Origin of the sequence: Pseudomonas nitroreducens (genome assembly GCF_024170165.1) — a bacterium.
GTDB lineage: Bacteria > Pseudomonadota > Gammaproteobacteria > Pseudomonadales > Pseudomonadaceae > Pseudomonas > Pseudomonas nitroreducens_C.
Map to the genome: position 1 here is coordinate 46,758 of NZ_JALJXP010000010.1, position 13,017 is coordinate 59,774.

A 13,017-nucleotide genomic window follows, 5' to 3' on the forward strand; every position below is an offset into this window, starting at 1 on the left:
CTATGCCTGCCTACGCCCTGAAATGCCTGAGCGCCACCATCACCGTCAGCATTCTCCTCAGCGCCTGTTCGGCGTTCGAGCCCAAGCCCTACACTGAGGAGGAAATGCGCCAGCGGGTGATCGACGACCAGGCGCGGATGTACAAGGAGCAGGAGCCGGTCAACGGGCCGATCACCTTCTACGAGGCCTCGGCGCGCGCGCTGAAGTACAACCTCGACTACCGCCTGAAGCTGCTGGAAAGCGCGCTGGCCTCCGACCTGCGCGATGTCACCAGCCACGAGATGCTGCCGCGGGTGGTCGCCTCCGCCGGCTACGCCGGGCGCAACAACGACTCCGGCGGCACCTCCATCGGCATCGAGGACCGCCAGGTCAGCCTGCGTCCGTCCACCTCGGAAGAGCGCTATCGCCAGCTCTACAGCCTCGGGTTGTCCTGGAGCCTGCTGGACTTCGGCGTGGCCTACTTCCGCACCCAGCAGAAGAACGACCAGATGCTGATGGCCGAAGAGCGCCGCGAGAAGGTCGCGCAGAACGTCCTGCAGGACGTGCGCAACGCCTACTGGCGCGCCCTGGGCGCCCAGCGCCTGCTGCCGGAAGTGGACGGCCTGCTGATGCGCACCCACCGCGCCCTGACCTCCGCCCGCGAGGCCGAAGGCAAGGGCCTGCTGCCGCGCCAGGACATCCTCGCCTACCAGCGCGCCCTGCTCGACTCGGTGTACATGCTCACCGTGCGCCGCCAGGACCTCGAGTTCGCCCGCGCCGAACTGGCCGCGCTGATGTCGTTGCCGCCGAACACCAAAATGGTCCTGGCCGACATCGGCGAGCAGCCGCTGCCGCTGGTGACCAACAACGTCGAGCAGCTCGAGCGCCTGTCCCTGGAGCGCCGCCCGGAAATCATGGAGGAGTGGTACCGCAAACGCGTCGACATGAACGACCTGAAGATCGCCAAGGCCCAGCTGTGGCCCAACGTGAGCTTCAACTACGGCTACGAGTACGACTCCAACAAGTACCTGTACAACAACGACTGGAACCAGACCGGCATCAACGTTTCGATGAACCTGTTGCGCCTGGCCCAGTACCCGGACATCAAGGCCGCCGAAGCCAGCCAGGAAAAGACCGACGACATGCGCCGTACCGCGCTGTCCATGGCGATCCTCACCCAGGTCCGCGTCGGCCTGCTGCGCTACCAGCTGGCCAGGCAGGAAGTGGAGTTCGCCGACGAGAGCCTGCGCGTCGACCAGAGCCTGCTCAGCTACGCCCAGTCCGCCCGTGGCGCCGCCCTGGGCAGCGAGCTGGAGCTGATCCGCGCCGAGGGCCGCTTCCTGCTCTCGCGCTACCAGCGCGAGGCCGCCTACTCCGACGCCCAGGCCGCCTGGGGCCGGCTGTACAACTCGGTGGGCTTCGAGGTGATGCCCAAGGAGATCGAGAACCACGACGTGAAGACCCTGGCGCGGGAAATCCAGCGCACCCTGGAGCAGCAGACCAGCACCAACCTGCTGGCCAGCAGCGGCACCACGACCGTACAACCGACCGCAGGGCAAGCCTCCGCAGGGCAGAAGGAAACCGCCAATGCCGCGCAGTAAGCCGTACCTGCTCCTCCCGCTGTGCCTGATGCTGCTCCAGCCGGCGCAGGCCGATGATGCCACCAGCGGCCTGCCACCACTGCCCGACAACCAGGACCCCGGCGCCATCCGCGTGCTGCTGGTGTCCAACCTGGAAACCACCCTCTCCGCGCAGATGAACGGCACCCTCGGTGCGCTCAAGGCGAGCCTGGGCGACAAGGTCGCCAAGGATGCCGAACTCGCCCAGCTCAACTGCGTGGAGGTGAATGCCCGCGCCAAGGTCGCCGCCGCCGAACTGAACATGGCCCGCTCCAATCTTGCCGCCAAGCAGAACCTGCGCAAGCTCGACGCGGTGGGCGACCTGGAAGTCGCCATGGCCAACACCGAAGTGCAGAAGGCCGATGGCGCCCTCACCCTGGCCCGCGCCCAGGCTGGCTACTGCCTGGTCGATGCGCCCTTCTCCGGGCGCATCGCCAAGGTCTACGTCAAGCCGTACCAGACGGTGACGGCCGGTACCCCGCTGTTCGACCTGGTCAGCGACGGCGCGCTGAAGGTCCGTCTCAACGTGCCCTCCTCCATGCTGCCCAGCCTGCGCCCGGACATGCCGCTGGAAGTGGACATCCACGAAACCGGCAAGCACTACCCGGCCAAGGTCAGCGTGATCAACGCGCGGGTCGATGCCGTGGCGCAGACCGTGGAACTGGAGGCGAAGCTGGACGCCAGCTACCCCGAACTGATCGCCGGCATGAGCGGGGTCGCGCGCTTCCCCGAAAGCCATGAGTGAGCTGCTGCCGCCCCCCCAGCTGCTGCTGAGCCTGGCCAATGTGCGCGACAAGGCACTGACGGCCGAGTCCCTCGGCGCCCTGGCCTTCAGCATCGCCAATGACCTGTTCCCGCTGCTGCGCTTCCACCAGGCGCTGGTGTTCGCCTGCCACGACACGCGCAACGAGCTGCTCGCGGTGTCCGGCCTGGCCAAGCCCACCGAGGACTCGCCCTATCTGGTCTGGCTGGAGCGCGCCAGCCGCTGGGTCGCCACGCAACTGCCCGACGCCACGCCGACCTGGCTGGCCCGCGAAGCCATCGAACCGCCCGCCGACATCGCCGAAGGCTGGAGCGAGTGGTGGCCCGCCGGCCTCTGGTGCGTGCCACTGCACGACCGCGCCGGCAAGCGCCTGGGGCTGGTGCTGTTCCTGCTCGACGAGCCGCCGGCGCGCAACCTGCAACCGCTGCTTCAAGGTGTCTGGCAGACCTGGGCCCACGCCTGGGCGTCGTTCGGGCCGCGCACCCGCCTGCGCTTCTGGCGGCCGAGCAAACGCCAGCTGCTGGTCGGGGTGATCGCCCTGGCGGCGCTGCTGCTCATCCCCGTCCGGCAAACCGCCCTGGCGCCGGCTGAAGTCGTCTCGCGCAACGCCCAGGTGATCAGCTCGCCCATCGACGGGGTGATCGTGAAAATGCTGGTGCGGCCCAACCAGAACGTCGAGCTCGGCACGCCCCTCTTCGAGCTGGACGAAACCACCCTGCGCAGCCGCGCCGACGTGCTGGCCAAGGAAGTCGCCGTGGCCGACGCCGAACTCATGGCCGCCAGCCAGCGCGCCTTCGACAACCCGCAGAGCAAGAGCGAACTCAGCGTGCTCGACGGCCGCGCCCGCCAGCGCCGCGCGGAACTGGCCGCCGTGCAGGCGCAACTGGCGCGCACCCGTGTGCTCGCCCCGCGCGCTGGCGTAGCCGTGTACAGCGACCCCAACGACTGGCTGGGCAAACCGGTGGTGACTGGCGAGCGCATCCTGCAGATCGCCGACCCGAAGGCGCCGGGCATGCGCATCCAGCTGCCGGTGGCCGACGCCATCGCCCTGGAGCCGGGGGCAAAAGTGGCGCTGTTCCTCACCGCCTACCCGCTCGACCCGCTGCATGGGGAAATCCTCGATACCAGCTACCAGGCCAAGCCCAGCGACGAAGGCGTGGCCTCCTACCGCCTGCTGGCCAGCGTCGAGACCCCCCCGCCCCATGCACGCCTGGGCCTGCATGGCACCGCCAAGCTCTACGGCGAACGCGTCGTCCTGGGTTACTACCTGCTGCGCCGGCCACTGGCCTCCGTGCGCGCCTGGACCGGCTGGTAACGGCGATGGACATTGCCGCCGAAGACCTGCCCACCCCGCCGCTGCGCGACGACCTGCGCCTGGACGAAGCTGCGCCCGGCCCGGACGGCGAGCCGGTGTGGGTGATCCAGGACAGCGTGCTCAACCGCTTCTACCGCATCGGCTGGCTGGAGTTCGAATGCCTGCTGCGCTGGGAGCAGACGCCGCGGCAGATCAGCGAGCAGATCGCCGAGCAGACCGCGCTCAAGCCCGACGCCGAGCAGGTGCTGGGCTTGCGCCAGTTCCTCGAACACCACCAGTTGCTCCGTCCCGGCCCCGAAGCCCTGGCGCGGCTGGCCGCGCGCAGCGAAGGCAAGCAATGGATGACCTGGAACTGGTGGCTGCACCACTACCTGTTCTTCCGCATCCCTCTGCTACGCCCGCAGCGCTTCCTGCGCGCCATCGCCGGCAGCCTCGACTGGCTGTTCAACCGCTACGTGGCGATCCTGGTGCTGCTGCTCAGCCTGGCCGGCATCGTGCTGGTGGCGCACCAGTGGGACACCTTCACCCACGACGTGGTGGAGTCCTTCTCCTTCGAGGGCCTGCTCAGCTTCGCCGCCGCTCTGGTGGTGGCCAAGACGCTGCACGAGCTGGGGCATGCGCTGGTGGCCACACGGCTGGGCCTGAAGGTCGCGCACATGGGCATCGCCTTCGTGGTGATGTGGCCGATGCTCTATACCGACACCGGCGAGAGCTGGAAGCTGCGCAGCAACCGCCAGCGCCTGGCCATCGCCAGCGCCGGAATCATCACCGAGCTGGGCCTGGCCGGGCTCTCCACCCTGGGCTGGGCGCTGGCCGACCCCGGCCCGCTGCGCAATGCCCTGCTGTACCTGGCGACCACCAGCTGGGCGCTGTCGCTGGCGCTGAACGCCAGCCCCTTCATGCGCTTCGACGGCTACTTCATCTTCTCCGACCTGCTGGACTTCCCCAACCTGCACGAACGCGCCGGCGCCCTGGCGCGCACCACGCTGCGGCGCAACCTGCTGGGGCTGGACGAGCCCTGGCCGGAGCACTTCCCCACCGGCAAGCGCCGAGCGCTGGTGGCCTTCGCCTTCGGCACCTGGGTCTACCGCCTGCTGCTGTTCCTCGGCATCGCCGTGGCGGTCTACTACTTCTTCTTCAAACTGCTGGGGATCTTCCTGTTCGCCGTGGAAATCAGCTGGTTCATCGTTCAGCCCGTGTGGCGCGAACTCAAGGTCTGGTGGCAGCGCCGTGCGGAAGTGAAGCCGCGGCGCAAGCTGGTGTTCCTCGCGCTGCTCGGCGCCATCGTCCTGCTGCTCGCCATTCCCTGGCGCACCCAGGTGCATGCCATGGGCCTCGCGCACGCGGCGCAGCAGCTGCACGTCTACGCGCCCTTCCCTGCGCTGCTGCGCGACCTGCGCCCGGGCGGTGAAGTCGGCAAGGGTGAAACCCTGGCGGTGATGGAAGAGCCCGACATTGCCGCCAAGGTGGCTGGCAGCGAGGCGAGTATCCGTGGTTACCAGGGGCGGCTGGCGGGCATGCTGGCCGACCCGTCCGGGCTGACCGAGGAAGCCGTCACCCGCCAGCGCCTGGGCGTGGAGTACCAGCAGGCCCGCGCCGCGCGCAACGAGATGGCCCGCCTCAACCTGCAGGCGCCGTTCGCCGGGCGCTGGCTGGACGTCAACCCGGACTGGAAGCCCGGCCAGTGGATCAACACCCGCGAGCCTATCGGCGTTCTGGTGGACCCGCAGCACTGGCTGGTGGACGCCTACGTCAAGCAGGACGAAGTGCAGCGCCTCACCGACGGCGGCCATGTGCGCTTCTACCCCGAAGGCGTGCCACGTCCTATCGAGGGCCAGGTGGTGCTGATCGGCACCACGCGCATCAGCCAGCTGGAACAGCCGATGCTCGCCTCGCGCTACGGCGGCCCGCTGAACGTCAACCCGCAGGGCGAGGCGCTGGTGCCCAACCCGGCGCTGTTCCACGTACTGGTGAAGCTGGACGCGCCACCACCGGGCCTGCACGAGACCCGTGGGCACCTGCAGATCGAAGGCGCCCGGCGCAGTTGGCTGGGCGAAGGTTTCACCCGGCTGTTGGCTGTCGCCCTGCGCGAGAGCGGCTTCTAGCACTGCAGGTTGATGCTCCGTGCTTGCGCCCCCGCGCAGGGTTCACTCCTTCGCCATTCCGAAACAATGCCGGGCCTGCGGGAACTGGCGCTCGCGCACCTCGCTGGCGAATCGCTCGGCCGCGGCGACTATCAGTTCGTCCACCCGCACGTACTGCTGCGCGAAGCGCGGAATCTGCTCGCCGGACAGCCCCAGCATGTCCTCGGTCACCAGCACCTGCCCGGCGCAGGCAGGTGAAGCACCGATGCCGATCACCGGAATCTCCAGCCGCTCACAGACCTGCCGCGCCACGGGCTCCAGCACGCCTTCGAGCACCACGCTGAAGGCCCCGGCGGCAGCGATGGCAGCCGCGTCGCGCAGCACCCGCGCCACACCGGCTTCCTCCTTGCCCTGAACCTTGAAGCCGCCGAGGGCATTGACCTTCTGCGGCATCAGGCCGATATGCGCCATCACCGGGATACCGCGCTCGACGAGGAAGGCGATGGTCCCGGCCATCTCCGCGCCCCCTTCCAGCTTCACCGCCTGGACGCCGCTCTCGGCAAGGACGCGCGCGGCGGCGAGGAATGCCTGCTGCGGCGAGGCCTGGTAACTGGCGAAGGGCATGTCCACCACCACGCACGCCCGCTGCGAGCCACGGACCACGGCAGCGCCATGGGCAATCATCATGTCCAGGCTGACGGCCAGGGTGTGCGGCATGCCGTAGAGCACCATGCCCAGCGAATCCCCCACCAGCAGCACATCGACATGCGGGTCGAGCAACCGCGCCATGGGTGCCGAGCAGGCAGTCAGCACGACCAGGCTGCCGGGCTCGCGGCGTTGGCGGATGTCCAGGATCGACAGGCGTTGTTGCGGACGATGGCTGCTCATGGTGCTCTCCACGGATGGCTGATATTGGCCGGGGAAGACGCTACCATCGGCCTTTCATGACCCACTTCCGACAGTGAGACAAGCTATGCCGTCAGCGGGACAGGATGCTCTGGCGCTTCCCGGCTTCACCGCGCTGCCGCGCCCGGTGTGGCTGCGCGCCTTCGACATGCCCGCCGGCCACGAGGTGGAACCGCATTCCCATCCCTGGGGCCAGCTGATGTACGCCGCCAGCGGCGTGCTGGAGGCAACGACCGAGCAGTACGCCTGCGTGATCCCGCCGCGCCGGGCCATGTGGCTGCCGGCCGGGGTGCGCCACAGCGCCCGCGCGCGGACGCTGGTGGTGCATCGCAGCTTCTACCTGGCGCCGGAGCTGGCCGTCGGCCTGGGGCCGTGCCGTGTGCTGGACGTCTCGCCGCTGCTGGACAACCTCATCCAGCGTGCCAGCGAGTTCTCCCGCGACTACCCCGACGAGGGCCCGGAAGCGCGGCTCATGCAGGTGCTGGTGGATGAACTGCACAGTGCGCCGGACTCCGGCCTGGCCCTGCCGCTGCCGCGTGACGCACGGCTGCGACGCGTCACCGATCACCTGCAGGAGCACCCCGGCGAGCGCCTGGGCATCGAGGACTGGGCGCAGCGCGTCGGCGCCTCGCGGCGCACCCTGGCGCGATTGTTCCGCGACGAGACCGGGCTGTCGTTCCGCGAATGGCGCGAGCGGGTGCGCCTGCTGGCGGCGCTGCCGCGGCTGGAGCGCGGCGAGTCGGTGACGCTGATTGCCGGCGAGCTGGGCTACGAGTCCACCTCGGCGTTCATCGAGCTGTTCCAGCGCCAGCTGCACACCTCGCCCGGCGCTCTGGCGCGGCAGATGCGGGCTGGCGGGTAGCCGCACCTGACAACAGACAGAGCGCTGGAACCAGCCTGCAGGAGCTGGCCATGCCTGCGACAGAGCGAGCGCCGACCTATCGCGGACGCAGTCCGCGGGCACACTCTTCCCGGCATTCGGTCGGAAGGATCGAGGCCGCCACTGGCGCGGACTGTGTCCGCGGTCGCGGGCGTGGCCCGCTCCTACAGGGAGCGACATCAACATGAGGATTTCTTGTGATGATCACGAGAACGTTGAGTTTGTCTCATGAACGCCATGCCGGGAGAATTTCCCCATCGTTGATTCAATGGAGAGATTCACATGGCGCTGGCACACAACCTCGGCTTTCCCCGCATCGGCCGCGACCGAGAGCTGAAGAAAGCCCAGGAAGCCTTCTGGAAGGGCGAACTGGACGAAGCCGGTCTGCGCGCCGTTGGCCGCGAACTGCGTGCCGCCCACTGGCAGGTGCAGAAGAACGCCGGCATCGAGCTGCTGCCGGTGGGCGACTTCGCCTGGTACGACCAGGTGCTGACCCATTCGCTGACCTTCGGCGTGATCCCCGAGCGTTTCCGCGCTCACGGCGACGTGAAGCCGAGCCTGCAGACCCTGTTCGCCATGGCGCGAGGCGTGAGTGCCGGCTGCTGCGGTGCCCACGCCCAGGAGATGACCAAGTGGTTCGACACCAACTACCACTACCTCGTCCCCGAATTCAGCGCTGACCAGCAGTTCGAACTGAGCTGGGAGCAGCTGTTCGAGGAAGTGGAGGAAGCCCACGCCCTCGGCCATCAGGTGAAACCGGTGGTAATCGGCCCGCTGACCTACCTCTGGCTGGGCAAGGCCAAGGGCGGCGACTTCGACAAGCTCGACCTCGTCGAGCGCCTGCTGCCGCTCTACGGCCAGATCTTCCGCCGCCTCGCCGCGCAAGGTGTGGAGTGGGTGCAGATCGACGAACCGATCCTCGCCCTGGACCTGCCGCAGGACTGGAAGAACGCCTTCGAGCGCACCTACAACCTGCTGCAGAGCGAGCCGCTGAAGAAGCTGGTGGCCACCTATTTCGGCGGCCTGGACGACAACCTGGGCCTGGCCACCGGCCTGCCGGTGGACGGCCTGCACCTCGACCTGGTGCGCGCGCCGGAACAGTTCCCGAGCATCCTCGACCGCCTGCCGGCCTACAAGATTCTTTCCCTCGGCGTGGTCAACGGCCGCAACGTCTGGCGCTGCGACCTGGAGAAGAGCCTGGAAGTGCTGCGCTACGCCCATGACCGCGTGGGCGAGCGCCTGTGGGTCGCGCCGTCCTGCTCGCTGCTGCACAGCCCGGTGGACCTGGAGCGCGAAGACCAGCTGGATGCCGAGCTGAAGAGCTGGCTGGCCTTCGCCGTGCAGAAGTGCGCCGAAGTCGCCCTGCTCGCCCGCGCCGTCAATGACCCGGAAGCGCCGGAAGTCATCGCCGCGCTGGAACAGAGCCGCACCGTGCAGACCAGCCGCGCCGCCTCGCCGCGCATCCACAAACCGGAGGTGAAAGCCCGCCTCGCAGCGGTGAAAGCCGCCGACAGCCAGCGCCAGTCGCCCTTTGCCGAGCGCATCGTCAAGCAGCGCGCCGGCCTGAACCTGCCGGACTTCCCCACCACCACCATCGGCTCCTTCCCGCAGACCTCGGCCATCCGCCTGGCCCGCCAGGCGTTCAAACAGGGCAAGCTCAACACCGCCGACTACACCGAGGCCATGCACAGCGAGATTCGCCACGCCGTGGAAATCCAGGAAAACCTCGGGCTGGACGTGCTGGTCCACGGCGAAGCCGAGCGCAACGACATGGTCGAGTACTTCGCCGAACAGCTCGACGGCTACCTCTTCACCCGCTTCGGCTGGGTACAGAGCTACGGCTCGCGCTGCGTGAAGCCGGCGGTGATCTTTGGCGACCTGAGCCGTCCGAAGGCGATGACCGTGGAATGGATCAAGTACGCGCAAAGCCTCACCAGCAAGGTGATGAAGGGCATGCTGACCGGCCCGGTGACCATGCTGATGTGGTCCTTCCCGCGCGAGGACGTCTCCCGCGAAACCCAGGCGCGCCAGCTGGCCCTGGCGATCCGCGACGAAGTGGTGGACCTGGAGAGCGCCGGTATCCGCATCGTGCAGATCGACGAAGCGGCCTTCCGCGAGGGCCTGCCGCTGCGCCGCGCCGACTGGGGCCGCTACCTCGGCTGGGCCACCGAAGCCTTCCGCCTGTGCGCCTCCGGCGTGCGCGACGAAACGCAGATCCACACCCACATGTGCTACAGCGAGTTCAATGACGTGATCGAATCCATCGCCGCCATGGACGCCGATGTCATCACCATCGAGACTTCGCGCTCGGACATGGAGCTGCTGGAAGCCTTCGAGCAGTTCGAGTACCCCAACGAGATCGGCCCGGGCGTCTATGACATCCACTCGCCGCGGGTGCCGGGCAAGGACGAGATGGTCAAGCTGCTGCGCAAGGCGGCGCAGCGCATTCCCGCCGAGCGCCTGTGGGTCAACCCGGATTGCGGCCTGAAGACCCGCGCCTGGCCGGAAACGGAAGCGGCGCTGGTGAACATGGTCGCGGCCGCCCGCGAGCTGCGCAAGGACCTGGCGCTGCTGGGCTGACCAACCTGGCGCCCTTCCCACCGTCTGACCCGCGCAGTCTTGTAGGGCGGATAACCCGTGCCGGGTTATGCGCCCTACGTTGCCGCAGGTTCATCTCGTGCCGCGTCGATCCGGCAGATGAGCGCAGCGCCCGACCGGCGTAATCTTGGAGCCCTTCCCACCCAGGCACGCAGGACCAGACATGAAGCAACTGCTCATCATCGGCATCGGCGCGGGCGACCCCGAGTACCTCACCGTGCAGGCGATCAACGCGATGAACCGCGCGGACGTGTTCTTCCTGCTGGACAAGGGCGCGAGCAAGGACAAGCTGATCCAGCTGCGCCGGGACATCCTCGAACGCCACGTCACCCGCAACGATTACCGCATCGTTGAAGCCGACAGCCCCGAACGCGTGCGCGAAGGCGATTATGCCGGGCAGGTGCGCGACCTCAATCGGGCCAAGCAGCAGGTGTTCGAGCGCCTGATCGACGAGGAACTGCAGGATGGCCAGTGCGGCGCCTTCCTCGTCTGGGGCGACCCGTCGCTGTACGACAGCACGCTGCGCATCCTCGATGCTGTCCTGCGCGAGGGCCGGGTGAGCTTCGACTACCAGATGATCCCCGGCATCACCAGCGTACAGGCGCTGGCCGCGCGCCACCGGGTGCCGCTGAACGCCATTGGCCAGTCGGTGCAGATCACCACTGGCCGCCGCCTGGCCGAGGGCTTTCCGGCCAACGCCGAGAGCGTCGTGGTGATGCTCGACGCCGAGGATACCTACCGTCAGCTGGACGACCCGGAACTGGAAATCTACTGGGGCGCCTACGTCGGCACGGCGGACGAAATCCTCCGTAGCGGGCGGCTCGCCGAGGTCGGCGAAGACATCCAGCGCACTCGCCGGGCAGCCCGCGAGGCCAACGGCTGGATCATGGACACCTACCTGCTGCGGCGCACACCCAAGGACGAATGAGCGCTTGCCTGGGGCGGATACCCCATGCCGGATCAGGTTCCGAGCAGGCCCGGCAAAAGCGGCTAGAGTGATTGGCGTTGTGTCGCCAACGCCCGCCGGAGCGCACCGCTCATGCCCAACGCCAGCCTCGCCCGTTTCATCGAACACGCCACCCAGCTCAACCGCCAGGAATCCGAACCCTGCCAGTGCGTGGCCTCGCTGGCGCCCTTCATGATGGAACTGCTGGCCCATGCCGGTGACTTCCTCGAAGCGCACCACTACCAGAGCGACCCGTTCCACTACGCGCGCAACCTGATCTACCAGGCGCCCGATGACAACCTGTCGCTCTACGCCCTGGTCTGGTCGCCGGGCCAGTGGACGCCAGTACACGACCACGGCAGCTGGGGCGTAGTGGGCATAGTCGAAGGCGTGCTGGAGGAGCGCAGCTACGTCTGCCTGTCCGCCGATCGCCAGCGTGACGAAGGCATCGAACTGGTCAAGGGCGGCATGATCCTGCTGCCGCCGGGCGCGGTCACCAGCTTCGTCCCCAACCCCGACCACATCCACGTCACCGGCGTCCCCGCCGACCGTCCGCGCGCGGTCAGCCTGCACCTTTACGGGCGGATGATGAACAACTACCACATCTACGACGTCGAGGCCGGCACCCGGCACTTCGTCGAGGTCGAGCACAACGGTTGAATCACCCGCCGGGCCTGCCTGCCGAACCACCGCAGAGACTTGCCCGACGCGATCTATACTGACACCGGCGCGCGGACAGGAACTCCCGCAGCGCATGCCCTGTGGCGGAGGATGGTCAATGAATGCACCTGGTCCCGTTGTTCGTCCGACGATCCTGATCGTCGACGATGCCCCCGAGAACCTCACGCTGCTCTCGGACCTGCTCAAGCTGCTGTACCGCGTCAAGGCCGCCCGCAGCGGAGAGAAGGCGCTGCAGGTCGCCCTGTCCGACGAGCCACCGGACCTCATCCTGCTGGACGTGATGATGCCCGGCATGGACGGTTTCGAGGTCTGCCGGCGCCTGCGCGACGATGCCCGCACGCGCCACATCCCGGTGATCTTCATCACTGCGCAGAACACTGCCGACGAAGAACTCCGCGGCCTGGAGCTGGGCGCGGTGGACTACCTGACCAAACCGATCAACCCGCCCACCGTGCTGATGCGCGTGGACAACCAGCTGCGCCTGAAGGCCGCCGCCGACTTCCTGCGTGACCAGAACGAATACCTCGAGCAGGAAGTGCAGCGCAGAACCCGCGAGCTGGCGGCCATCCAGGACGTCACCATCATCGCCATGGCGTCCCTGGCCGAGACCCGCGACAACGAAACCGGCAACCACATCCGCCGCACCCAGCACTATGTCAGCGCGCTGGCCGAGCACCTGGCGCAGCGGCCGCGCTTCGCCGCCGAGCTGGATGAGGAAACCCGGCAGCTGCTGTTCAAGTCCGCACCGCTGCACGACATCGGCAAGGTCGGCATCCCCGACCACATCCTGCTCAAGCCCGGCCGCCTGACGCCCGAGGAATTCGAGCTGATGAAGACCCACACCACACTCGGCCTCGATGCCCTGGAGAAAGCCGAGGAGCGCCTGGGCATGGACGTGCCCTTCCTGCGTCTGGCCAAGCAGATCGCCTACGGCCACCACGAAAAATGGGACGGCACCGGCTACCCGCAGGGCCTGGCCGGTGATGCGATTCCCCTGTCGGCGCGGCTGATGGCGGTGGCCGACGTCTACGATGCGTTGATCAGCAAGCGCATCTACAAGTCGCCGATGACCCACACCAGCGCAGTGGAGTTCATCCGCAGCCAGCGCGGCCAGCACTTCGACCCGGACGTGACCGATGCCTTCCTGGCCCTGCAGGACAGCTTCCGAGGCATCGCCGAGCGCTTCAACGACGGCGCCCCGACCGAACCAGCCCCGGTTCCGACCGGGGCCTGATTCGCAGCGCAC

The 13,017-nt window shown here is 67.9% G+C and carries 10 protein-coding genes; 9 read left to right on the top strand and 1 reads right to left on the bottom strand.

Annotated elements, in window-relative coordinates:
• Nucleotides 1–2: 2 nt before the first annotated feature.
• Genes J2T47_RS19640 through J2T47_RS19655 form a run of 4 tightly spaced genes read left to right on the top strand, consistent with a single transcriptional unit; the run spans nucleotide 3 to nucleotide 5,781 of the window.
• A complete protein-coding gene (locus J2T47_RS19640) occupies nucleotides 3–1,580 on the top strand; it encodes a TolC family protein (RefSeq protein ID WP_253450467.1) in 1,578 nt (525 codons plus the stop codon).
• Nucleotides 1,567–2,343 (top strand): efflux RND transporter periplasmic adaptor subunit, encoded by a 777-nt coding sequence (locus tag J2T47_RS19645; RefSeq protein ID WP_253450469.1) that lies wholly within the window; start codon nucleotides 1,567–1,569, stop codon nucleotides 2,341–2,343. Before J2T47_RS19640 ends, J2T47_RS19645 begins: the two co-directional genes overlap by 14 nt.
• Entirely contained in the window at nucleotides 2,336–3,676 is a 1,341-nt protein-coding gene (locus tag J2T47_RS19650; RefSeq protein ID WP_253450472.1) for an efflux RND transporter periplasmic adaptor subunit, read from the top strand. Before J2T47_RS19645 ends, J2T47_RS19650 begins: the two co-directional genes overlap by 8 nt.
• A 5-nt stretch (nucleotides 3,677–3,681) precedes the next feature.
• A complete protein-coding gene (locus J2T47_RS19655) occupies nucleotides 3,682–5,781 on the top strand; it encodes an HlyD family efflux transporter periplasmic adaptor subunit (protein ID WP_253450474.1) in 2,100 nt (699 codons plus the stop codon).
• 42 nt (nucleotides 5,782–5,823) lie between these two features.
• Here the strand turns inward: J2T47_RS19655 and panB are convergent, their stop codons facing one another.
• Nucleotides 5,824–6,648, bottom strand: a complete 825-nt coding sequence (gene panB / locus J2T47_RS19660; RefSeq protein WP_253450476.1) for a 3-methyl-2-oxobutanoate hydroxymethyltransferase — start codon at nucleotides 6,646–6,648, stop codon at nucleotides 5,824–5,826.
• An 85-nt stretch (nucleotides 6,649–6,733) separates the two neighbouring features.
• Between panB and J2T47_RS19665 the strand changes: the two genes are divergently transcribed.
• From J2T47_RS19665 to J2T47_RS19685, 5 genes are all read left to right on the top strand, one after another.
• On the top strand, nucleotides 6,734–7,528 hold the full coding sequence (locus J2T47_RS19665) for an AraC family transcriptional regulator (protein ID WP_253450479.1): 795 nt from the start codon (nucleotides 6,734–6,736) through the stop codon (nucleotides 7,526–7,528).
• 300 nt (nucleotides 7,529–7,828) lie between these two features.
• On the top strand, nucleotides 7,829–10,126 hold the full coding sequence (gene metE / locus J2T47_RS19670; protein ID WP_253450482.1) for a 5-methyltetrahydropteroyltriglutamate--homocysteine S-methyltransferase: 2,298 nt from the start codon (nucleotides 7,829–7,831) through the stop codon (nucleotides 10,124–10,126).
• Nucleotides 10,127–10,307: 181 nt separating this feature from the next.
• Nucleotides 10,308–11,072 carry a precorrin-6A synthase (deacetylating) gene (gene cobF, locus J2T47_RS19675; protein ID WP_253450485.1) on the top strand — a complete coding sequence of 255 codons (765 nt, stop codon included), beginning with the start codon at nucleotides 10,308–10,310 and terminating at the stop codon, nucleotides 11,070–11,072.
• A 111-nt stretch (nucleotides 11,073–11,183) separates the two neighbouring features.
• Nucleotides 11,184–11,750 carry a cysteine dioxygenase family protein gene (locus J2T47_RS19680; protein WP_253450488.1) on the top strand — a complete coding sequence of 189 codons (567 nt, stop codon included), beginning with the start codon at nucleotides 11,184–11,186 and terminating at the stop codon, nucleotides 11,748–11,750.
• A 118-nt stretch (nucleotides 11,751–11,868) separates the two neighbouring features.
• Entirely contained in the window at nucleotides 11,869–13,005 is a 1,137-nt protein-coding gene (locus J2T47_RS19685) for a response regulator (RefSeq protein WP_253450492.1), read from the top strand.
• Nucleotides 13,006–13,017 lie beyond the last annotated feature (12 nt).